The 23,261-nt window shown below is 53.4% G+C and carries 20 protein-coding genes and 1 riboswitch; of the genes, 11 read left to right on the plus strand and 9 right to left on the minus strand.

The window, feature by feature from the left end; all coding sequences use genetic code 11:
* Window position 1: 1 nt before the first annotated feature.
* From mraZ to leuO, 5 genes are all read right to left on the minus strand, one after another.
* Complete coding sequence (gene mraZ, locus NNO04_RS00570; protein ID WP_162380996.1) at window positions 2-460, minus strand: division/cell wall cluster transcriptional repressor MraZ; 459 nt, start codon at window positions 458-460, stop codon at window positions 2-4.
* A 604-nt stretch (window positions 461-1,064) separates the two neighbouring features.
* The gene (cra, locus tag NNO04_RS00575; protein WP_192611072.1) at window positions 1,065-2,069 is read right to left on the minus strand and encodes a catabolite repressor/activator; all 1,005 of its coding nucleotides are present in this window, start codon (window positions 2,067-2,069) and stop codon (window positions 1,065-1,067) included.
* A gap of 180 nt (window positions 2,070-2,249) precedes the next feature.
* The gene (gene ilvN, locus NNO04_RS00580; protein WP_271443004.1) at window positions 2,250-2,741 is read right to left on the minus strand and encodes an acetolactate synthase small subunit; all 492 of its coding nucleotides are present in this window, start codon (window positions 2,739-2,741) and stop codon (window positions 2,250-2,252) included.
* Window positions 2,742-2,743: 2 nt separating this feature from the next.
* A complete protein-coding gene (gene ilvI, locus NNO04_RS00585; protein WP_271443005.1) occupies window positions 2,744-4,468 on the minus strand; it encodes an acetolactate synthase 3 large subunit in 1,725 nt (574 codons plus the stop codon).
* A gap of 319 nt (window positions 4,469-4,787) precedes the next feature.
* Complete coding sequence (leuO, locus tag NNO04_RS00590) at window positions 4,788-5,729, minus strand: transcriptional regulator LeuO (protein ID WP_271443042.1); 942 nt, start codon at window positions 5,727-5,729, stop codon at window positions 4,788-4,790.
* A 654-nt stretch (window positions 5,730-6,383) separates the two neighbouring features.
* Here leuO and leuL point away from each other — a divergent pair.
* The 5 genes from leuL to leuD all read left to right on the plus strand — a co-directional run bounded on the left by leuL (window position 6,384) and on the right by leuD (window position 11,242).
* Window positions 6,384-6,470 carry a leu operon leader peptide gene (leuL, locus tag NNO04_RS22840; RefSeq protein ID WP_192614293.1) on the plus strand — a complete coding sequence of 29 codons (87 nt, stop codon included), beginning with the start codon at window positions 6,384-6,386 and terminating at the stop codon, window positions 6,468-6,470.
* Between the two features lie 90 nt (window positions 6,471-6,560).
* Window positions 6,561-8,132, plus strand: a complete 1,572-nt coding sequence (gene leuA / locus NNO04_RS00595) for a 2-isopropylmalate synthase (protein WP_271443006.1) — start codon at window positions 6,561-6,563, stop codon at window positions 8,130-8,132.
* Complete coding sequence (gene leuB / locus NNO04_RS00600) at window positions 8,132-9,223, plus strand: 3-isopropylmalate dehydrogenase (protein ID WP_271443007.1); 1,092 nt, start codon at window positions 8,132-8,134, stop codon at window positions 9,221-9,223. The genes leuA and leuB overlap by 1 nt, the downstream gene beginning before the upstream one ends.
* Before the next feature lie 2 nt (window positions 9,224-9,225).
* Entirely contained in the window at window positions 9,226-10,626 is a 1,401-nt protein-coding gene (leuC, locus tag NNO04_RS00605) for a 3-isopropylmalate dehydratase large subunit (RefSeq protein ID WP_271443008.1), read from the plus strand.
* Between the two features lie 10 nt (window positions 10,627-10,636).
* Window positions 10,637-11,242 carry a 3-isopropylmalate dehydratase small subunit gene (gene leuD / locus NNO04_RS00610; RefSeq protein ID WP_271443009.1) on the plus strand — a complete coding sequence of 202 codons (606 nt, stop codon included), beginning with the start codon at window positions 10,637-10,639 and terminating at the stop codon, window positions 11,240-11,242.
* Window positions 11,243-11,289: 47 nt separating this feature from the next.
* On the opposite strand, the gene NNO04_RS00615 is transcribed toward leuD, so the two are convergent.
* The gene (locus NNO04_RS00615) at window positions 11,290-12,468 is read right to left on the minus strand and encodes a sugar efflux transporter (protein WP_271443010.1); all 1,179 of its coding nucleotides are present in this window, start codon (window positions 12,466-12,468) and stop codon (window positions 11,290-11,292) included.
* Window positions 12,469-12,595: 127 nt separating this feature from the next.
* Window positions 12,596-12,718 (minus strand): glucose uptake inhibitor SgrT, encoded by a 123-nt coding sequence (sgrT, locus tag NNO04_RS00620; RefSeq protein ID WP_271443011.1) that lies wholly within the window; start codon window positions 12,716-12,718, stop codon window positions 12,596-12,598.
* A 93-nt stretch (window positions 12,719-12,811) separates the two neighbouring features.
* Between sgrT and sgrR the strand changes: the two genes are divergently transcribed.
* The 4 genes from sgrR to thiQ all read left to right on the plus strand — a co-directional run bounded on the left by sgrR (window position 12,812) and on the right by thiQ (window position 17,886).
* The gene (gene sgrR, locus NNO04_RS00625; protein ID WP_271443012.1) at window positions 12,812-14,467 is read left to right on the plus strand and encodes an HTH-type transcriptional regulator SgrR; all 1,656 of its coding nucleotides are present in this window, start codon (window positions 12,812-12,814) and stop codon (window positions 14,465-14,467) included.
* Window positions 14,468-14,502: 35 nt separating this feature from the next.
* A riboswitch (TPP riboswitch) is annotated at window positions 14,503-14,603 on the plus strand.
* Window positions 14,604-14,634: 31 nt separating this feature from the next.
* Entirely contained in the window at window positions 14,635-15,618 is a 984-nt protein-coding gene (thiB, locus tag NNO04_RS00630; RefSeq protein WP_271443013.1) for a thiamine ABC transporter substrate binding subunit, read from the plus strand.
* Entirely contained in the window at window positions 15,594-17,204 is a 1,611-nt protein-coding gene (gene thiP, locus NNO04_RS00635) for a thiamine/thiamine pyrophosphate ABC transporter permease ThiP (protein WP_271443014.1), read from the plus strand. Before thiB ends, thiP begins: the two co-directional genes overlap by 25 nt.
* On the plus strand, window positions 17,188-17,886 hold the full coding sequence (thiQ, locus tag NNO04_RS00640) for a thiamine ABC transporter ATP-binding protein ThiQ (protein WP_271443015.1): 699 nt from the start codon (window positions 17,188-17,190) through the stop codon (window positions 17,884-17,886). The genes thiP and thiQ overlap by 17 nt, the downstream gene beginning before the upstream one ends.
* A gap of 7 nt (window positions 17,887-17,893) precedes the next feature.
* On the opposite strand, the gene NNO04_RS00645 is transcribed toward thiQ, so the two are convergent.
* Both NNO04_RS00645 and araC read right to left on the minus strand, forming a co-directional pair.
* Window positions 17,894-18,661 carry a DedA family protein gene (locus NNO04_RS00645; RefSeq protein ID WP_271443016.1) on the minus strand — a complete coding sequence of 256 codons (768 nt, stop codon included), beginning with the start codon at window positions 18,659-18,661 and terminating at the stop codon, window positions 17,894-17,896.
* 119 nt (window positions 18,662-18,780) lie between these two features.
* Window positions 18,781-19,626, minus strand: a complete 846-nt coding sequence (gene araC, locus NNO04_RS00650) for an arabinose operon transcriptional regulator AraC (RefSeq protein ID WP_271443017.1) — start codon at window positions 19,624-19,626, stop codon at window positions 18,781-18,783.
* Window positions 19,627-19,964: 338 nt separating this feature from the next.
* Here araC and araB point away from each other — a divergent pair, with 338 nt between their 5' ends.
* Both araB and araA read left to right on the plus strand, forming a co-directional pair.
* Window positions 19,965-21,674 (plus strand): ribulokinase, encoded by a 1,710-nt coding sequence (gene araB / locus NNO04_RS00655; protein WP_271443018.1) that lies wholly within the window; start codon window positions 19,965-19,967, stop codon window positions 21,672-21,674.
* 10 nt (window positions 21,675-21,684) lie between these two features.
* Complete coding sequence (araA, locus tag NNO04_RS00660; RefSeq protein WP_271443019.1) at window positions 21,685-23,187, plus strand: L-arabinose isomerase; 1,503 nt, start codon at window positions 21,685-21,687, stop codon at window positions 23,185-23,187.
* The last annotated feature ends 74 nt before the right edge of the window (window positions 23,188-23,261 follow it).

Consider the following 23,261-nt stretch of genomic DNA (forward strand, 5'->3'; position numbering starts at 1 on the left):
ATTATAGAGACAAGTCCTGCAGTCGCTCCGACAAGGTTTCGGTAACAGACTGCTCAGCGTCGATATCTTCCTTGACCCGTTGATACCAGGTCGTTTCATCCCACAGTTCAAATTTGTTGAACTGTCCAACCAGCATCACTTCTTTCGTCAGTGCGGCGTGTTGCCGCAGAATCGGTGCGATCAATAGACGACCAGCACTGTCCATCTGACATTCGCTGGCATGTCCCAATAGTAAGCGCTGCACGCGGCGCTCAACCGGATTCATGCTCGACAGACGCGATAATTTTTGCTCGATAATTTCCCATTCAGGCAGGGGGTACAGCAGCAGGCACGGGTGATGAATGTCAATGGTACACACCATTTGACCGGTAGCGCTCTCGATCAGTTGATCCCGATAACGGGTAGGCACAGATAAGCGCCCTTTACTGTCGAGATTGACTAACGTTGCTCCCCGGAACATGCCAGCCTCACCCCCATTTACCACTTTAACCCACAAAATCCCACTTAAAGGAGTTTACGGAGCGGAGGAAAAGCTTGTCAAGCAAGTCAGGACGCTTACCGGAGCAAAAAACCCAATGTTTACGGCTAATATCAGCGTTGATTAAATTACGTCCAACGAACGAAGCAAATTAACGTCATGAATATTTGTAAGAAAAAAAGCAAAAACTCATCACCGTTTAAAACGACTCAATACCACTTGAAGAAAATATAAAGTGTCAGTTTGCGACGCGAGCGGCATTTTAGGACATATTGCAGCGGGATAACAGTACCTGTTTATTGGTCGCTATGCCCCTTGCAGCCAAGGAGTGCGATGCGCTACCGCATCAGGGAAGGAAAGTGTTTGTTAATTCGGCAATTCCCCACAAGCATGTAACAAAATAATACAAGGGCAACCTGCCATTACCGCCCAATAACCTGAAAAAGGTTTGTGAGAGTGCGACCAGGATTATTTATAAGATATCTCAGGAAGATTTTAAGGAATAATCTTAATTCTGATACGGTTATTGATTTTCTTTTTTTATTTCCCCCGCGCCTAAGCATTTTTCTGGCGCAGGGGGATTAACTCAGCTGCGGCTGAGGACGCCACGGCGATACAAATTACGTTTGATCCGTGTTAAACCCGGTTTTGGCTTACGGGGTTCATCCAGACTCGCCAGAACAATCTCAAGAACACGCTCGGCGACATCGCGATGGCGTTGCGCTACGGCAAGCACCGGACATTGCAGAAAATCGAGCAGTTCATTATCACCAAAAGTGGCGATAGCCAGTTCGGAAGGTAATTTTCCGTCACGACGCAATGTCACATCCATCACACCCTGCAACAGCGCAAACGAGGTGGTAAACAGTGCCTGCGGCATCGGGTGCGTTTCCAGCCATTTTTCAAACAGCTGCGCTGCGGCAGCCCGCTCGTAGCTGTTGGCATACAAGAAATTTACTTCACGCGGATCGTCTTTCCACGCGGTACGGAATCCCTGCTCACGCAGGAAGCTTACCGACAGTTCAGGCAGTGCGCCCAAATAGAGCACGGTTTCCGCAGGGAATTTGCGAAGCTCTCCAGCCAGCATTTCCGCATCATCCTGGTCAGCCCCCACCACGCTGGTAAAATGTTCGCGGTCGAGGGCGCGATCCAGCGCGACAATCGGGAAAGCGTCATTTGCCCAGCGCTGATAGAAAGGATGTTCAGGCGGCAAAGAGGTCGACACAATAATCGCATCCACCTGGCGCTGTAAAAGGTGTTCGATACAGCGCATTTCGTTATCCGGCTGATCTTCAGAACAGGCGATCAGCAGTTGATAACCTCGCTGGCGCGCCTGACGTTCCAGATAGTTTGCAATGCGGGTATAACTTGTGTTCTCAAGATCAGGAATGACCAGGCCAATAGAGCGAGTGCGTCCCGCACGCAGCCCGGCAGCCACAGCATTGGGGTGATAATTATGCTCGCGCACCACCGCCATGACTTTTTCAACGGTCTTGTCGCTCACGCGATATTGCTTTGCTTTTCCGTTAATAACGTAGCTTGCAGTTGTTCGCGATACACCGGCTAGCCGAGCGATTTCATCCAGTTTCACAATTGCCCCTTGCGTAAAAAGTACAAACCATAACCACTGAGACGGCATGGGTAAAATTAGTTAACATCTAATCGCAGAATAAGCACTGCGGCAACCGCTTTTGTCTCTGGTTAGTGCGGATTTCGCAAAAAAAGGCCCAACCGGTAACGTTGGGCCTGTGAAATCGGCGTAAGGTATTCCTTAGCGCATGATTTTATCGCCGCGCGAAAGACCGACCACGCCTGAACGCGCAACTTCGACAATCTTCGCCACCTCGCGCAACGTTGCCAGGAAAGCATCCAGTTTTTCACTGGTTCCCGCCAGTTGGACGGTATAAATAGACGGGGTGACGTCGATGATCTGCCCACGGAAGATCTCGGTGTTGCGCTTTACCTCTTCACGCCCGTAGCCGCTGGCCTGGATCTTCACCAGCATAATTTCACGTTCAACATGCGATCCTTGCCCAAGTTCGCTCACCCGCAGTACATCGACCAATTTGTGCAATTGTTTTTCGATTTGTTCGAGGACTTTTTCATCGCCCACTGTCTGGATAGTCATACGTGATAACGTCGGATCGTCAGTCGGCGCGACGGTCAGGCTTTCAATATTGTAGCCACGCTGCGAAAAGAGGCCGATCACGCGCGACAATGCCCCTGACTCGTTTTCCAGCAGTACAGATAATATTCGGCGCATAATCAGGTTCTCTCCGTTTTGCTTAACCACATTTCATCCATCCCGCCCCCGCGAATCTGCATAGGGTAGACATGCTCACTGCCGTCTACCGTCACGTCGACGAAGACCAGACGATTATTATGTACGTGCTCCAAAGCCTCGCTCAGCTTGCTTTCCAGCTCGCCCGGATGGTTAATCTGGATCCCAACATGACCATAGGCTTGCGCCAGACGCACAAAATCAGGCAATGACTGCATGTAAGATTGTGAATGCCGCCCCGAGTAGATCATGTCCTGCCACTGTTTGACCATCCCCAGATATCGGTTATTCAGGTTGAGCACCAGAACAGGCAATTCATACTGCAGCGCAGTCGACAGCTCCTGGATGTTCATCTGGATACTGCCATCGCCGGTCACACAAACAACCGTTTCCTCGGGCAGCGCCATCTTCACTCCCAGCGCCGCAGGCAGACCAAACCCCATGGTTCCCAGCCCACCGGAGTTAATCCAGCGGCGCGGTTTATCAAACGGGTAGTAAAGCGCGGCAAACATCTGGTGCTGACCGACATCAGACGTAACGTACGCCTCCCCCCTAGTGAGACGCCAGATAGCCTCGATCACCGCTTGCGGTTTGATACTCTCACTTTGCGTGTCATATTTCAGACACTGGCGGGCGCGCCAGCGCTCAATCTGTTGCCACCAGTCGCGAATATCATCTAACGGTTGTGCTACGGACTCTTGCGGTAGCAATTCCAGCATCTGCTCAAGCACCAGACGCGCGTCGCCCACGATAGGCACATCTGCCGTCACGGTTTTTGAGATAGACGTAGGGTCGATATCAATATGTAAAACGGTCGCATTCGGACAATATTTTGCCAGGTTATTGGTTGTACGATCGTCGAACCGGACACCCACTGCAAAAATCACATCCGCGTTATGCATGGTCATATTCGCTTCATACGTACCATGCATACCCAACATCCCTAAGGACTGTTGATGTGTCGCCGGGAATGCGCCAAGCCCCATTAATGAAGAGACAACCGGGAGATTAAGCGTCTCAACCGTCTGGCGTAGCTGCTCGTGGCAGGCTGAATTTATCGCCCCACCGCCCACGTAGACCACCGGTTTTTTCGCTGCCACCAAGGTTTGTAACGCGCGTTTAATTTGCCCTTTATGTCCCGTCGTTGTCGGATTATACGAACGCATGCTGACGGCGTCCGGCCAGACATAAGGCAGTTTTTTCGCCGGGCTTAAAATATCTTTCGGTAAATCCACCACAACAGGCCCAGGCCGCCCACTCGCCGCCAGCCAAAACGCCTTTTTAAGCACCTGAGGGATATCTTCCGTCTGCTTGACCAGGAAACTGTGTTTTACCACCGGGCGGGAGATCCCCACCATATCGCATTCCTGAAACGCATCGTAGCCAATCAACGAGGTCGCCACCTGGCCGGAAAGGACCACCAGTGGAATAGAATCCATGTAGGCCGTAGCGATACCCGTAATCGCATTTGTCGCACCGGGACCTGAAGTCACCAGCACTACCCCAACCTCACCGGTCGCTCGTGCTAAACCATCCGCCATATGCACGGCAGCCTGTTCATGACGTACCAGGACGTGATCGATCCCCCCAACCGTATGCAGTGCATCATAAATATCGAGAACTGCGCCCCCAGGATATCCGAAAACCTGTTTCACGCCCTGATCGATGAGCGATCGCACGACCATCTCGGCTCCAGACAACATCTCCATGGCTTGCCTCACTGTATGATGAATAACATTTGTTAAACACATTAACCGCTCCCCCTGATGCAGGCAATTCGGGCAGACGCCCGTAAACAGAGTGAGATTAGAATAAATAAGAGGAATGAATGGATTTAATGGGGGATTACACCATGTTACGCATTCACGGTGACAATTAATCGCTTAAAAATGGGGAGTTACAGCAATTCCTCTATTTTTCAGGATGTTCAGAATGAGGGCTGACAGTAAATTCAGTATAAAATTTCACACTTATTAAAAAATGCAGAATAAACCAGATGTCTCACCCTGATTTATCCTGCCCGTTTTTTTATCGCTTGCAGACAGAAACCAATAACTCTTCCATCCACTGATGTCCTTTATCGCGACCCGCAGCTTCATGCCAGGAAAGATAACACGTCCGGTTATTCAGTTTTAAAGGCAAAGGCAATATTTGTAATTCTAATGAGTCTGCAAATTCTTCTGCCAGCCAGCGGGGAGCAATAGAAACCAGATGCGTTTGCGAAACAACATTAAGCACACTAATCATCGCCATACCTTGATAGGCGACGCAGGCTTGTTTATCCGCCGAGTCATACCAGGGTTGGCTAAAAGAAGCAAAACGGTCAAGCGAAACAACAGCGTGTTGTGCATTATACACATCGCTTTCCAGCAATGGTCCATTGATATGCGGGTGTTTTTTGCTGGCAACTAATACCATCTCATCATTAAACAACGCAATGCTGGTGAACTCAGGGCGACGAAACTCCTCATAACTAATAACAAATTCCGTTTCCTGATAACGTAATTGATGTTCTGTGTTCTGATTTAATGATGATTTAAAAACAACATGTATATTCGGAGCAATTTTTTCTACACGATTATAAATAAGAGATGTCAGAATATTATCCAACGGACTGCAGACACAAAGATTGAACACACGTTCGCTGCTGGTCGGTTCGAAGCCAGAACCCGGTAATTCATTCTGCACCAGTTGCAGCGCCTGCCGAACGGAGCCAAATAACTGAAATGCGCGCGCTGTCGGCTGAATTCCGCGCCCGTACCGAACAAATAACTCGTCATTAAACATAACTTTCAAGCGCGCGACTGCGTTACTCACCGCAGGTTGTGACATCCCCAGAGAATGTGCCGCTCGCGTGATATTCTGTTCCTGCATCACCGCATCAAAAACGGTTAATAAATTGAGATCAACCATTCTAAGTTGCGGTTTCCCCATCTCTAAAAGATGCGGTTTATTTTTTACCTCTGGCATATTTAACTCCACTGTCACACTACACTTCCTTTTCCTTGGGGGAATGCAGAAATAAACTCAAAAATATCATTTACCATGCATATAAAATAAGAAAAAGAAAAATATAAAAATTAGGAAAACATAAAGGCATCGTTTAGAAAACGGTGAAGGACATGGCAAACATAACGTGATGAATGTCACACCCAATAGTTCATAATATTCAAATTACGAATGCAATATAACCATAAGCCCGGCGAATATACAATCAGGCATTCAGTTAATGATCATTTAAGTTTTAATTAAATATTTATATTAACAGAACTCTTATTCTTAACATTAATTTATCAATATAATGCTGACGAGGATAAAAACCTATTCATTAACGATATAAAAGCAAAGTAAATCATAAAGATAAGCAACACCTTTACAATACCTTCCAAAGTCCTTTTTTCACAGGCAAATGAAAAAAACTATGCCTAATTATTTCAAATGATGAAAAGTATGAATGCCCAACAACTAATTTGTCCTTTATTGGACTAAATACCCAGCACAATTAGCTAAAGTAAAAAACAGAATCCCCCGCGTACCTGCGGCATTTTACAGGACACAGGGTTGACTTCAGACAACGTATCCAGTACCACTAAAAGCATATCGCTTTCGCCTGGAGTTTGATTAATGATTCGTAACGTTCGCTTCCTCAGCCTACTACTACTAAACGCATCCTCGTTGCGCGGTAGACTGGTGAGCGACATTCAGCATTAAGTCATCTTCCAGTAAGACAAAAAACCCGCGCCGTTGCGCGGGTTTTTTTATGCCTGATGCAAGGCGCTCTTAGAGATAAGGACCCAAACCATGAGCCAGCAAGTCATTATTTTCGATACGACCTTACGCGACGGTGAACAGGCGTTACAGGCAAGCCTGAGTGTGAAAGAAAAACTGCAGATTGCTCTGGCGCTTGAGCGTATGGGCGTTGACGTGATGGAAGTCGGTTTCCCTGTCTCTTCCCCTGGCGATTTTGAGTCCGTACAGACCATTGCGCGCCAGGTTAAAAATAGCCGAGTGTGCGCTCTGGCCCGCTGTGTAGAAAAAGATATCGATGTGGCGGCAGAGTCGCTGAAAGTCGCAGAGGCCTTCCGCATTCATACGTTTATTGCCACCTCGCCGATGCACATCGCCACCAAATTGCGCAGCACGCTGGACGAGGTCATTGAGCGCGCGGTTTACATGGTCAAACGTGCGCGCAATTACACCGATGACGTAGAATTCTCATGCGAAGACGCGGGTCGCACCCCGATTGCCGATCTGGCTCGCGTGGTAGAAGCGGCCATTAACGCCGGTGCAAAAACGATTAATATTCCGGACACCGTGGGTTACACCATGCCCTTCGAGTTTGCCGGTATCATTTCCGGGCTGTATGAGCGGGTTCCGAACATCGATAAAGCCATCATCTCCGTGCATACGCACGATGACTTAGGTCTGGGCGTGGGTAACGCACTGGCAGCGGTGCATGCAGGAGCACGTCAGGTCGAAGGCGCAATGAACGGTATTGGCGAACGTGCCGGTAACTGTTCTCTGGAAGAGGTGATCATGGCGATTAAAGTGCGTAAAGATATCCTGAACGTACAAACCCGCATTAATCACCAGGAAATCTGGCGTACCAGTCAGTTAGTCAGCCAAATCTGTAACATGCCGATTCCGGCGAACAAAGCGATTGTCGGCAGCGGCGCCTTTGCCCACTCCTCCGGCATCCATCAGGATGGCGTGCTGAAAAATCGTGAAAACTACGAAATCATGACCCCGGAATCTATCGGTCTGAATCAGGTTCAGTTAAACCTGACATCACGCTCAGGCCGCGCGGCGGTAAAACACCGTATGGATGAGATGGGTTATAAAGAGGACGAATACAGCCTGGACAATCTGTATGACGCGTTCCTGAAACTGGCGGATAAAAAGGGCCAGGTATTCGACTACGATCTGGAAGCGCTGGCCTTCATTAACAAACAGCAGGAAGAGCCAGAGCATTTCCGTCTGGATTATTTCAACGTGCAGTCCGGTTCGAACGATATCGCCACGGCATCCGTCAAACTGGCCTGCGGTAACGAAGTGAAGGCAGAAGCAGCCAACGGTAACGGTCCCGTCGATGCTATCTATCAGGCCATCAACCGTATCACTGATTACAACGTCGAGCTGGTGAAATACAGCTTAACGGCAAAAGGCCACGGTAAAGATGCGCTGGGCCAGGTGGATATCGTCGCCAACTATAATGGCCGCCGTTTCCACGGTGTCGGCCTGACAACGGATATCGTCGAATCCTCCGCCAAAGCGATGGTGCACGTCCTGAACAACATCTGGCGTGCCGCAGAAGTCGAAAAAGAGTTGCAACGCAAAGCTCAGAACAACGAAAACAACAAGGAAACCGTGTGATGTCGAAGAATTACCATATTGCTGTTTTGCCGGGCGACGGTATTGGCCCGGAAGTGATGGCGCAAGCCCTGAAAGTCCTGGATGCCGTTCGCAACCGCTTTGCCATGCGCATTACCACCAGCCATTACGACGTCGGCGGCGCCGCCATCGACAATCACGGTCAGCCGCTGCCGCAGGCCACGGTTGAAGGGTGTGAGCAAGCGGACGCCATTTTGTTTGGCTCGGTCGGCGGTCCAAAATGGGAAAAACTGCCGCCTGACCAGCAACCCGAGCGTGGTGCCTTGCTGCCGCTGCGTAAGCATTTCAAATTATTCAGCAACCTGCGCCCAGCCAAACTGTATCAAGGGCTGGAGGCATTCTGCCCATTACGTGCGGATATTGCCGCCAACGGTTTCGATATTCTGTGCGTGCGCGAGTTAACCGGCGGGATCTATTTCGGTCAGCCAAAAGGCCGTGAAGGGCAAGGCCAGTATGAAAAAGCCTTTGATACCGAGGTCTATCACCGTTTTGAAATCGAACGTATTGCACGCATTGCTTTTGAGTCGGCACGTAAACGCCGTCATAAAGTGACTTCGATTGATAAAGCAAACGTGCTGCAAACCTCCATTCTGTGGCGTGAAATCGTCAATGAAATCGCGAAAGAGTATCCGGACGTTGAACTGGCGCACATGTACATCGACAACGCCACCATGCAGTTGATCAAAGACCCGTCTCAGTTCGACGTGCTGCTGTGCTCCAACCTGTTTGGCGACATCCTGTCTGACGAATGCGCCATGATCACCGGTTCTATGGGTATGTTGCCTTCCGCTAGCCTGAACGAACAAGGATTCGGCCTGTATGAACCTGCGGGCGGCTCGGCGCCAGACATCGCCGGGAAAAACATTGCCAATCCGATTGCGCAAATCCTCTCTCTGGCGCTGCTGTTGCGCTACAGTCTGGAGGCAAACGACGCCGCAACCGCGATAGAAAACGCGATTAATCGCGCGTTAGAAGAAGGTATCCGCACCGGTGATTTAGCCCGTGGCGCTGCCGCAGTCAGCACCGATGAGATGGGCGATATCATCGCCCGCTACGTCGCAGAAGGGGTGTAATCATGGCTAAAACATTGTATGAAAAATTGTTCGATGCACACGTCGTCTATGAAGCGCCGAACGAAACCCCGCTGTTATATATCGACCGTCATCTGGTGCATGAAGTGACCTCTCCGCAGGCATTTGATGGCCTGCGCGCGCATGGCCGTCCGGTTCGCCAGCCGGGTAAAACCTTCGCAACGATGGATCATAACGTCTCTACGCAAACCAAAGACATCAACGCATCCGGCGAGATGGCCCGCATTCAGATGCAGGAGTTGATTAAAAACTGCAACGAGTTCGGCGTGGAGTTGTACGATCTGAACCACCCTTATCAGGGCATTGTCCATGTCATGGGACCCGAGCAAGGCGTCACCTTACCGGGCATGACCATTGTCTGTGGCGACTCCCACACGGCGACCCACGGCGCATTTGGCGCGCTGGCGTTCGGTATCGGCACCTCTGAAGTTGAACATGTACTGGCGACGCAGACCCTGAAACAAGGCCGCGCCAAAACCATGAAAATCGAAGTTAATGGCACTGCGGCGCCGGGGATTACGGCAAAAGATATCGTACTGGCGATTATCGGTAAAACCGGCAGCGCCGGCGGTACCGGGCATGTGGTTGAATTTTGTGGCGATGCCATCCAGGCCTTGAGCATGGAAGGCCGTATGACGCTGTGCAACATGGCCATCGAAATGGGCGCGAAAGCGGGTCTGGTCGCGCCGGATGACACCACCTTCCACTATGTACAGGGTCGTCTGCATGCGCCGAAGGGGAAAGCGTTTACCGACGCCGTGGAATACTGGAAAACCCTGAAGACCGACGATAACGCCAAATTTGATACCGTCGTTACCCTGCAAGCGGAAGAGATCGCACCGCAGGTGACCTGGGGCACCAATCCAGGCCAGGTCATCTCCGTGACGGAGAATATTCCCGATCCCGCGTCATTTGCCGACCCAGTCGAACGCGCCTCTGCCGAAAAAGCGCTGGCCTATATGGGGTTGAAGCCCGGTATTCCGTTAACGGAAGTGGCTATTGATAAAGTATTTATCGGCTCCTGTACCAACTCGCGTATTGAAGATTTACGCGCAGCGGCAGAAATTGCCAAAGGGCGAAAAGTGGCACCGGGCGTACAGGCGCTGGTGGTGCCAGGCTCTGGCCCGGTGAAAGCTCAGGCGGAAGCGGAAGGTCTGGACAAGATCTTCATCGAAGCCGGTTTTGAATGGCGTTTACCCGGTTGCTCTATGTGTCTGGCAATGAATAACGATCGCCTGAATCCGGGTGAACGTTGCGCCTCCACCAGTAACCGTAACTTTGAAGGTCGTCAGGGACGCGGTGGGCGTACACACTTAGTCAGCCCGGCGATGGCCGCCGCCGCCGCCGTTACCGGTCATTTTGCCGACATTCGCAGCATCAAATAAGGAAACCACCATGGCAGAGAAATTTATCCAACATACCGGCCTGGTTGTCCCGCTGGATGCCGCCAACGTCGATACCGACGCCATTATCCCTAAGCAGTTTTTGCAGAAGGTCACCCGTACCGGCTTTGGCGCACATTTGTTTAACGACTGGCGCTTTCTGGATGAACAGGGTCAACAGCCCAATCCGGAGTTCGTTCTGAACTTCCCGCAATATAAAGGGGCCTCCATTCTTCTGGCGCGGGAAAACTTTGGCTGCGGTTCTTCGCGTGAACACGCCCCGTGGGCGCTGACCGATTACGGCTTTAAAGTGGTCATCGCCCCCAGCTTCGCAGATATTTTCTACGGCAACAGCTTCAACAATCAGTTGCTGCCAGTGACGTTAAGCGATGCTGAAGTGGATGAACTGTTTACCCTGGTGCAAGCGAATCCGGGCATCACATTCAACGTGGACCTGGAAGCGCAGGTGGTTAACGCAGGAGACAAATCCTATCCCTTCGCGATCGACGCGTTTCGCCGCCACTGCATGATGAACGGTCTGGATAGCATCGGACTGACGCTGCAACACGAAGATGCCATTACGGCATATGAAGAGAAACAACCGGCGTTTATGCGCTGATACTGATGATGCCGGATGATGACGCAACAGCGTCGTATCCGGCATTTTTATACATCTTTCACCCGCCCGGTCATCGCCAGCGTCACCACAGAAATCGCCGCAATCACCCAATAGACGGCAAAATGTCCGTAACTTTGCGCTACCGCCCCCTGAATCACACCCGCCAGGATCACTCCCGTCGAGATACTGTTGGTGAACAGCGTTGTTGCCGATCCCGCCCGCCCCGGCATCAGATCCTGAAACCACAACATCCCGATGCCCGCGATAATGCCAATAAACACCGCATTAAACAGTTGCAGCACCAACAGCGCCGCGTGGCTGTGAAAGAAGATCAGGCCGAGATAAAACAGGACGCCTGCCGCGACTGCTGTGATCATCATGCGCCGCTTTCCGAAGCGCTTCACATAATAGCCCGCGAGGATCATCGCCGGAATTTCTAACCCTGCCGCCGTCCCCATCAGGATCCCCGCCAGTTTATCCGGTAGCCCAAGATCGCTGCTAATCCAGAGCGGCATATCAATGATGTACATGGTGTTGCAAGTCCACATCAACGTGGAGGCAATAAACAGCATGCGCACGTTTTTATCCTGCCAGCCGCTGGTCGGCGTCTCAGGTGCGTCGGCAGGCTGTTCAACACGCGCCACCGAAGGCAGCATGAACGCAATTAGCACCAGGCTAATGGCAAAGATCCCGGCCGCGATAGCAAACATGGTGGTGAAGCCATAATTCAGCGCCAGCATAAACGCCAGCGGCGGACCAATCACCCACGCCAGCGAGAGCTGGGCACGCATCACCGAGCTGAACATCACCACTTCCCGCGCCGAACTGTCTGCATACTCGCGCGCCAGCGCAAACAGTTGTGGCATGGCGCTATTCGCCAGCGATGCCAGCAGTACGCCACAGGTTATCAACGTGAGGTAATGGCGATTAAACGCAAACAACAGCGCGTTACCGATGGCCATCAGACAGCAAAACATGATCAGTCGACGGCGGTCGCCCCGGTTATCCGAACGTTTTGCCAGCCCCAGACTCACTGCGATCCCGGCAATGGCGTTTACTGTGTAAAACAGGCCGACCCAAAACGGTTGCGCCCCCACTTCGCGGCTCAAAAACAGGCTCAACGTCGGCGCCTGAAGCGCGCCTGCCACACCCATCATAAAAGCCACCAGCATGAATGCCGCGTAAACACCATTCAGACGCCGTCCCATCGTCATAATCCAGAGCATACCGTTCCTTACTCGCGCTGCTGAAACGAAAAAAGCCAGCAGGTATTATCTGCTGGCGGGTGATTTTAGGCCAGAGCCTACACCAATACTCAGTCACACATGATGTCTGCAATGTGGAACTCAGAGATCAGGCTGTCACCTCCCATTGCATCAGTTCTTCGAGCATCTTTAAGCGCTGCGGCGCGCTCAGGCAAGCCCACCAGGACAACCCTTCTGTCGCGGTAAAGTAGTGCAGAAAAAACGGACGCATAGTCGACCTCTCCATATTGCTTCATCGGAATCCATTATTGGCCTAATATGAGGATTATAAAATTGCTGAGTTTTGCGCAGGAGTTCCTCTTTTATGTCTTCAGGTCGTCTGCAACAACAGTTCATCCGTCTGTGGCAATGCTGTGACGGAAAAACGCAAGACACCACGCTGAACGAGCTGGCGGAACTGCTCAGTTGCTCCCGCCGTCATATGCGTACGCTGCTGAACACGATGCAGGCGCGCGGCTGGCTGACATGGGAAGCCGAAGTCGGTCGCGGTAAACGCTCACGTCTGACCTTTCTCTACACCGGACTTGCGCTACAGCAACAGCGGGCGGAGGACCTGCTGGAGCAGGATCGCATAGACCAATTGGTGCAATTAGTCGGTGACAAAACAGCCGTACGGCAAATGCTGGTCTCGCATCTGGGGCGCAGCTTCCGTCAGGGCCGACATATCCTGCGCGTGCTTTACTATCGCCCCATGCACAACCTGCTGCCGGGCAGCGCATTACGCCGCTCTGAAACCCATATCGTCCGGCAAATCTTCAGCGCGCTGACCCGCGTAAATGAGGAAAATGGGGAACTGGAAGCTGATATTGCCCATCACTGGCAGCAAATCTCCCCTTTGCAATGGCGATTCTTTCTGCGTCCGGGAATTCACTTTCACCACGGGCGAGAGCTGGAAATGGACGATGTGGTGGCGTCTCTCACGCGCATCAACAGCCTGCCGCTCTACTCGCATATTACGCAGATTGTCTCCCCTACGACCTGGACCCTTGATGTCCATCTCGCGCATCCCGATCGCTGGCTTCCGTGGTTGTTAGGCCAGGTTCCGGCAATGATCCTGCCGCGAGAATGGGAAACCCTGAACAATTTCTCCAGCCATCCGATAGGTACTGGCCCTTATGCCGTCATTCGCAATACGCGTAACCAACTTAAAATCCACGCCTTTGACGATTACTTTGGCTACCGGGCGCTGATTGATGAAGTGAACGTTTGGGTGTTACCGGACATTAGCGAAGAACCGACCTGCGGCCTGATGCTCGAAGGCACGGTGGAAAGTGAAAAAGCCATTGAAAGTCGTCTTGAAGAAGGCTGTTACTATTTACTCTTTGATGCACGAACCCATCGCGGTGCCAATCAGCAGGTCAGAGAATGGGTAAGCCAGGTGCTTTCCCCCGCCCATTTGCTTTACCACGCCGATGAGCAGTATCAGCGCCTGTGGTTCCCCGCCTACGGATTACTGCCCCGCTGGCATCATGCCCGTCCAGGACACGGTGAAAAGCCTGCGGGTCTGGAAACCCTGACCCTGACGTACTATCGCGAACACATTGAACATCGGGTTATCGCCCGGATCATGAGCGCCCTGCTGGCAGAGCATCAGGTTCAGTTGAATATTCAGGAGATCGGCTACGATCAGTGGCACGCAGGCGAGACCGAGAGCGACATCTGGCTCAACAGCGCCAACTTTACGTTGCCGCTCGACTTCTCCCTGTTCGCTCACTTATGCGAAGTGCCGCTACTGCAAAACTGTATCCCGCGAGACTGGGAAAAAGATGCCGCGCAGTGGCACGCAGGCGAGATGAATCTGGCCGCGTGGTGCCAACAGTTGCTCGCCAGCAAAGCGATTGTGCCGCTTATTCACCACTGGCTAATCATTCAGGGACAGCGCAGTATGCGCGGCTTACGGATGAACACGCTCGGCTGGTTCGACTTTAAATCGGCGTGGTTTGCCCCACCGGATCCTTAACCCTTTTGATCTCTTCACGTAATCATTACAATGTGCCGTTCTCAACGGGGTGCTGCGCCATGTGCGTGGGCTGAGAAAATACCCGTCGAACCTGATCCGGATAACGCCGGCGAAGGGATTTGAGGCTAACGCTCAAGTCCTTTGCCACTCTTTTAATGAGGTGCAAAGTGTTAAAAAAATGTCTTCCCTTACTGGTGTTGTGTGCTGCACCGGCCTTCGCTAAACCGGTCCTGACCGTGTATACCTACGACTCTTTCGCCGCCGACTGGGGACCCGGTCCCACCATCAAGAAAGCTTTCGAAGCCGACTGCCAGTGCGAACTGAAAATGGTGGCGCTGGAAGATGGCGTGTCGTTGCTTAATCGCCTGCGCATGGAAGGGAAGAACAGCAAAGCGGATGTGGTGCTTGGGCTGGACAACAACCTGCTCGATGCCGCCACGCAAACCAAACTGTTTGCGAAAAGCGGCATTGCGCCTGATGCCGTCAACGTACCTGGCGGTTGGAAAAACGAGACGTTTGTCCCCTTTGACTACGGTTACTTCGCGTTTGTTTATGACAAAAACAAACTGAAAAATCCGCCTAAGAGCCTGAAAGAGCTCGTCGAAAGCGACCAGAAATGGCGCGTGATTTATCAGGATCCGCGTACCAGCACGCCGGGTCTTGGGCTGATGTTGTGGATGCAGAAAGTGTATGGCGATAAAGCCCCCGAAGCCTGGCAGAAACTGGCGGCCAAAACGGTCACTGTCACCAAAGGCTGGAGCGAAGCCTATGGCCTGTTTCTGAAAGGGGAAAGCGATCTGGTGCTGAGCTACACCACCTCTCCGGCGTATCACATTATCGAAGAGAAGAAAGACCATTACGCCGCAGCAAACTTCAGCGAAGGCCACTATCTGCAGGTCGAAGTCGCCGCCCGTACCGCCGCCAGCAAGCAGCCGGAACTGGCAGAGAAATTCCTCAAATTTATGGTTTCTCCGGCATTCCAGAACGCCATTCCCACCGGCAACTGGATGTATCCTGTCACCAGCGTCACCCTGCCCGCCGGGTTTGATCAGCTGACCAAACCGGCCACCACCCTGGAGTTCACTCCTGCTGAGGTGGCATCTCAACGTCAGGCATGGATCAGCGAATGGCAACGCGCCGTCAGCCGTTAATTCCCGGCTGGCTGATACCCGGACTTTGTGCCGCCACGCTGATGGCGGCTGTCGCTCTGGCGGCATTTCTGGCGCTCTGGCTTAACGCGCCGCAGGGGGAATGGCTCTCGCTTTGGCAGGACAGCTACCTGTGGCACGTGGTGCGTTTTTCATTCTGGCAGGCGTTTCTCTCGGCGCTGTTGTCGGTGGTCCCTGCGATTTTCCTTGCCAGAGCGCTTTACCGACGCCGTTTCCCCGGTCGTCTGGCGTTATTACGCCTGTGCGCCATGACCCTGATTTTACCGGTTCTGGTCGCTGTTTTCGGTATCCTCAGCGTCTACGGCCGCCAGGGCTGGCTCGCCACACTCTGGCACGCGCTGGGAATAGAGTGGCATTTTTCGCCTTACGGGTTGCAGGGCATTCTGCTGGCCCACGTCTTTTTTAATCTGCCGATGGCCAGCCGCTTACTGCTACAGGCGCTGGAAAACATCCCCGGCGAACAGCGACAGCTCGCGGCCCAGTTAGGCATGCGCGGCTGGAATTTCTTCCGCTTTGTGGAGTGGCCGTGGTTACGTCGGCAGATCCCTCCGGTGGCGGCGCTCATTTTTATGCTCTGCTTCGCCAGTTTTGCCACCGTTCTCTCACTCGGCGGCGGCCCCCAGGCAACTACCATCGAGCTGGCGATTTATCAGGCGCTCAGTTACGACTTCGATCCCGCGCGGGCGGCAATACTGGCGTTGATCCAGATGACTTGCTGCCTGGCGCTGGTGCTGTTCAGCCAACGTTTAAGCAAGGCCATTGCGCCGGGAACGACACTGGTGCAAGGCTGGCGCGATCCGGACGATCGCCTGCATAGCCGCCTGACCGACGCGGCGCTGATTATTCTGGCACTGCTGCTTCTGCTGCCCCCGCTCCTGGCGGTCATTGTGGACGGCGTCAACCGCCAATTGCTCGATGTGCTCGCACAACCCGTTCTCTGGCAGGCGCTGTGGACCTCGCTGCGAATCGCCCTGGCCGCGGGTTTACTGTGTGTGGTTCTGACCATGATGTTGTTGTGGAGCAGCCGCGAACTGCGGGCACGGCAACAGGTGCTGGCTGGCCAGGCGCTGGAACTGAGCGGCATGTTGATTCTGGCCATGCCCGGCATCGTCCTGGCGACAGGCTTTTTTCTGCTGCTTAACAACAGCATCGGTTTGCCGGAATCCGCAGACGGGATTGTGATTTTTACCAATGCGCTAATGGCGATACCGTACGCATTGAAAGTGCTGGAAAATCCAATGCGAGACGTGACGGCACGTTACAGTATGCTGTGTCAGTCGCTGGGGATCGAGGGATGGTCACGTTTAAAAGTGGTGGAACTGCGCGCGCTGAAACGACCGCTGGCCCAGGCGCTGGCGTTTGCCTGTGTGCTTTCGATTGGCGATTTTGGCGTCGTCGCCCTGTTTGGTAACGATGATTTCCGCACACTGCCCTTTTATCTGTACCAGCAGATTGGCTCTTACCGCAGTCAGGACGGTGCGGTAACGGCACTATTACTGCTGATACTCTGCTTTATGCTCTTTACCGTGATTGAAAAACTACCGGGGCGACATGCTAACACTGACTGATATCACCTGGCTTTATCATCATTTGCCGATGCGTTTTACGCTTTCTGTTGAACGCGGCGAACAGGTGGCGGTGCTGGGCCCCAGCGGCGCCGGGAAAAGCACCTTGTTGAACCTCATTGCGGGATTCCTCGCCCCCGCCAGCGGTACCCTGCTGATTGAAGGGAAGGATCACACCACCACGCCCCCCGCTCGTCGCCCGGTCTCGATGCTGTTTCAGGAAAACAACCTGTTCAGCCATCTCACGGTGCAACAAAACATCGGTCTTGGACTTGATCCCGGGCTGAAGCTCAATGCGCTTCAGCGGGAGAAAATTCAGTACATTGCCCGCCAGATGGGCATCGATAACCTGATGGCGCGTTTACCTGGCGAGCTTTCCGGCGGCCAGCGCCAACGTGCGGCACTGGCGCGCTGCCTGGTCCGTGAACAGCCAGTATTGCTGCTCGACGAACCGTTTTCTGCGCTCGACCCTGCCCTGCGACAGGAAATGCTGGCGCTGGTCAGCGACGTTTGTCGCGAACGGCAATTGACGCTGCTGATGGTGTCTCACAGCATAGAGGATGCGGCGCGTATTGCGACGCGCTCCGTGGTGGTGGCCGACGGGCGCATCGCGTGGCAGGGTAATACCGGTGAATTACTTAGCGGCAAGGCCAGCGCGTCGGCGCTGTTGGGAATCAAAGCATAAACCGAACTCAGTAACCCACGACTTTTCGCAAAATCTCAAGATAGACCGGCATCAGAGGGTGGCGTAGCAACGCCACCAGCGCCATCACGCCGATAGTGAGGAGCACCGGGGTCAGCCACAACAAGCGGCCACGCGGCAAAAAGGCGGTCAAACGATCGGGGGCAGCCTTACCAAAACGCCACAACCGCCAGCACAACCAGCCTGCGACCCACAGCAACAACGCCGTTGCCAGTAACAGCCATTTGAAACCGCCGCTCTGCATGCCCTCGGGAATGTCGATCGCCGCACCGGCCAGAATCCCCGGTAAAAAATAGAAAGGCGGCCACAGCACACAGCCAATGATATTGGGCGCGACGAACTTCGCGATCGGCAGATCCAGCATTCCCGCCACCATCGGCACCAGCGGGCGGGTGGGGCCGACAAAACGCCCCACCAGAATGGTGAACATGCTGTGCTGATGCAGCGCATGCTCGGTTTTATCCAGCAGCGCTTTGTTCTTTTTCATAAACGACCAGCGGTGCAGCGGCTTTTTAAACCGCCACCCCAGCCAGAAAGAGATCCAGTCGCCCAGTAAACATCCCGCAATGCCCGCGAGCCAGGCATGCCAGAAATTCACCTCTCCGCTACCGATGAGCGCTCCCAGCCCGGCCATCAACACCGTACCTGGTAAAATCAGCCCGACCAACGCCAGCGATTCCAGAAATGCCACCAGCAGAACCGCAATTAACGAGTAGAGGGTGGATTGGAGAATGAAGTGTTCCAGCAATGCTTGCATAGTGCGCCCGTCAGTTTTACGAAGCAGGGATTCTGCTAACCCTCTCTCGCTTCGTCAAGCCATCATTTATCTGAATAGTTTACGGGATATGACAATTTCGCAGACACATCATTCACTTTTTATTCACATCCGGCGCGAAACTCACTCGGACTGGCCCCGGTGCACTTTTTGAAAACCCGGGAGAAATAGAGTTGATCATCAAACCCCACATTACGCCCAACGGTGGCAATCGGCATTCGTGTGGTACTGAGCAACAGTTTTGCCTGACTGATACGCTGATCTTCACGCCAGCTCAACACGCTGATACCGAGTTGCTGACGAAACAGGTGCGACAGGCGAGAAGGCGACAGGCAAACATGTTGCGCTACGCTCGCAATATCGAAATGGCTGTCCGCCAGGTGATCGCTAATGTACTGGCAGGCGTCGCGCACACGGTTATCCATCGGCGGGTGCAGCGATTCGTTGATCGCTTCCATGCGGCGCAACAACAATTGCTCCAGCAGATTTATCGCCAGGAGTTCAGAGTAGCGCCCCTCCCCCTGCCCGGCGCTAATAATCTGGCCGAACATGTCATTGAAATGGGGCTGATGGGCCTCATCCGGACGATAAAATCCCGTCTGAGCAAAAATTGTCGGCCAGGCGAGCCATTCTTGCCAGTAGGCTCGCGGACGAAAGTAAACCCATTGGTGATACCATTGGCTGGCGTCGGGATGGCGTCCGTAATGGTGAACTTCGCCTGGCGGAAACAGCAAAATATCCCCCGGGCGGCAGATAAACTGTTTTCCGTGGTTATTGATGACCCCTTCGCCGCGTAGGGTCAGATTAAGAATGTATCCCTTCATCCCCAACGGTCTGTCGATAAAAAAATCCAGATATCCGTTCGCTTCGATAGGGGTTAACCCCGCCACCAAATGTGCATTAAACGAGTACCCCGGCAGCAGAGGATCATTTTGTATTTCAGCCATAAATTCATTACTCCGGGCGTTCTGTGAAGAAACAAATTGTCCATATTGCATGAGACACCTTCTGTTTCACCGCTCCTGCCCGCCGTGATTTCAGCAGTGGAGCACCAACCCGCTTGCGAAAAGCATCTTGTAACAACGACACGCTATCGAGGCGATGAAAACAGGTAACAAAAGTGTCTATAAAGACGGCAGAAATGTCCACATTGATTATTTGCACAGCGTCACACTTTGCGATGGCACAGCATTTTAATCCATAAGATTAGCGGATCCTGCCTGACGGTTTTTATCCCCACTATCTACTGTTTCTCCATACCTGTTTTTTTGGATGGAGTAAGACGATGGCGATTGCAATTGGCCTCGATTTTGGCAGTGATTCAGTACGAGCGCTGGCGGTGGAATGCGCCAGCGGCGAAGAGATCGCCACCAGCGTAGAGTGGTATCCACGCTGGCAGGAAGGGCGTTATTGCGACGGTCCGAATAACCAGTTCCGCCATCATCCGCGTGACTACATTGAGTCGATGGAATCCGCACTGAAAACCGTGTTGGCTGAGCTCAGCGCATCACAGCGTGCGGAAGTCGTCGGAATTGGCGTTGACAGCACCGGCTCCACGCCAGCCCCTATTGATGCCGACGGTCATATCCTGGCCCTGCGCCCGGAGTTCGCCGACAACCCCAACGCAATGTTTGTGCTGTGGAAAGACCACACTTCGGTGGAAGAAGCGGAAGAGATTACCCGTCTGTGTCATACGCCAGGCAAAATTGATTACTCCCGTTACATTGGCGGTATTTACTCCAGTGAATGGTTCTGGGCAAAAATCCTGCATGTCACCCGTGAAGATAGCGCCGTCGCGCAAGCCGCTGTCTCATGGATTGAACTGTGCGACTGGGTGCCCGCCCTGCTTTCCGGCACCACCCGCCCACAAGATATTCGCCGCGGCCGCTGCAGCGCCGGACACAAATCACTGTGGCATGAAAGCTGGGGAGGACTACCGCCCGCCAGTTTCTTCGACGAACTCGATCCTCTGCTTAACCGTCACTTGTCATACCCGATGTTTACCGAAACGTTCACTGCCGACATTCCCGTCGGAACGCTTTGCAACGAGTGGGCGCAACGCCTCGGTTTACCGGAAAGCGTGGTGATTTCCGGTGGCGCGTTTGACTGCCATATGGGCGCTGTCGGCGCTGGCGCGCAGCCGAATGCGCTGGTGAAAGTGATCGGGACATCCACCTGCGACATCCTGATTGCCGACAAAGACAGCGTCGGCGAGCGCGCGGTAAAAGGGATTTGTGGTCAGGTCGACGGTAGCGTGGTACCCGATTTTATCGGTCTGGAAGCCGGTCAATCCGCCTTTGGCGATATCTACGCCTGGTTTGGTCGCATTCTCAGTTGGCCGCTGGAGCAGCTTGCCGCTTCGCATCCTGAGCTGAAAGATCAGATCAAAGCCAGTCAGAAACAGCTGTTACCCGCGCTGACCGAAGCGTGGGCAAAAAATCCATCGCTGGATCACCTGCCGGTGGTGCTCGACTGGTTTAACGGTCGCCGTACGCCAAACGCTAACCAGCGCCTGAAAGGGGTGATTACCGATCTCAACCTCGCGACCGACGCGCCCGCGCTGTTTGGCGGCCTGATCGCCTCCACGGCCTTTGGCGCACGCGCCATCATGGAATGCTTTACCGAACAAGGCATTGCGGTCAATAACGTGATGGCGCTCGGCGGTATCGCCCGTAAAAACGTCAGCGTTATGCAGGCGTGCTGCGACGTGCTCAATCGCCCACTACAAATTGTGGCTTCCGACCAATGTTGCGCGCTTGGCGCCGCGATTTTTGCCGCCGTCGCCGCAAAGGTACACGCCGACATTCCTGCCGCGCAGAACAAAATGGCAAGCGCTGTCGAGCACACACTGCAACCTCGCCCGGAACAAGCCCAACGTTTTGAACAGCTTTATCGCCGCTACCAACAGTGGGCGATAAGCGCTGAACAACATTATCTCCCGACTGCCGCCCCGGCGCTAAAAGCCCCGGAAACTCAGGCAACCCTGACTCATTAAGGACACGACAATGACAATTTTTGATAATTATGAAGTGTGGTTTGTGATTGGTAGCCAGCATCTGTATGGTCCTGAAACCCTGCGTCAGGTGACTCAGCATGCCGAGCACGTCGTAAAAGCACTGAATACCGAAGCCAAACTGCCGTGCAAACTGGTCCTCAAACCGCTGGGCACGCGCCCGGATGAGATTACCGCCATCTGCCGCGACGCCAATTATGACGAAAAATGTGCCGGCATGGTGGTGTGGCTGCACACCTTCTCCCCGGCCAAAATGTGGATCAACGGTCTGACGATCCTCAATAAACCACTGCTGCAATTCCACACCCAGTTCAATGCCGCGCTGCCGTGGGACAGCATCGATATGGACTTTATGAACCTGAACCAGACCGCACACGGCGGCCGCGAGTTCGGTTTTATCGGCGCGCGTATGCGTCAGCAGCACGCCGTTGTCACCGGCCACTGGCAAGATAAACAAGCACACGAGCGTATTGGTTCATGGATGCGCCACGCTGTTTCCAAACAGGACACCCGTCATCTGAAAGTGTGCCGTTTTGGCGATAACATGCGTGAAGTGGCAGTGACGGACGGCGATAAAGTGGCCGCGCAGATCAAGTTTGGCTTCTCCGTTAATACCTGGGCGGTGGGCGATCTGGTGCAGGTGGTGAACGCCATCAGCGACGGCGACATTAACGCGCTGATCGACGAGTACGAAAGCAGCTACACCCTGACCCCGGCCACCCAGATCCACGGTGATAAACGCCAGAACGTGCGTGAAGCGGCGCGCATTGAGCTGGGCATGAAGCGTTTCCTCGAGCAAGGCGGATTCCATGCCTTCACCACCACGTTTGAAGATTTACACGGTCTGAAACAACTTCCAGGCCTCGCCGTACAACGCCTGATGCAGCAAGGCTACGGCTTTGCTGGTGAAGGCGACTGGAAAACCGCCGCCCTGCTTCGCATCATGAAGGTGATGTCAACCGGTCTGCAGGGCGGCACCTCCTTTATGGAGGATTACACTTACCACTTCGAGAAAGGCAACGATCTGGTGCTCGGCTCACATATGCTGGAAGTGTGCCCATCAATTGCCATTGAGGAAAAACCGATCCTCGATGTGCAGCACCTTGGCATTGGCGGTAAAGATGACCCTGCCCGCCTGATCTTCAATACTCAAACCGGCCCGGCGATCGTCGCCAGCCTGATTGATCTGGGCGATCGTTACCGTCTGTTGGTGAACTGCATCGATACGGTAAAAACGCCGCATGACCTCCCGAAACTGCCGGTGGCCAACGCCCTGTGGAAAGCGCAGCCCGACCTGCCGACTGCGTCTGAAGCCTGGATCCTCGCCGGTGGCGCGCACCATACCGTCTTCAGCCATGCGCTGGATCTGAACGACATGCGCCAGTTCGCTGAAATGCACGATATCGAAATTAGCGTGATCGATAACGATACCCGCTTGCCAGCCTTCAAGGATGCGCTGCGCTGGAACGAGGTTTATTACGGCTTTAAACGCTAAGCGTCGTATCGGAATGCCCGGTGGCACTCCGTTTATCGGGCCTACGATCCTGTAGGTCCGACAAGCGCAGCGCC

Origin of the sequence: Citrobacter sp. Awk 4 (assembly GCF_028069725.1) — a bacterium.
In the GTDB taxonomy this organism is placed as follows: Bacteria; Pseudomonadota; Gammaproteobacteria; order Enterobacterales; family Enterobacteriaceae; genus Citrobacter_D.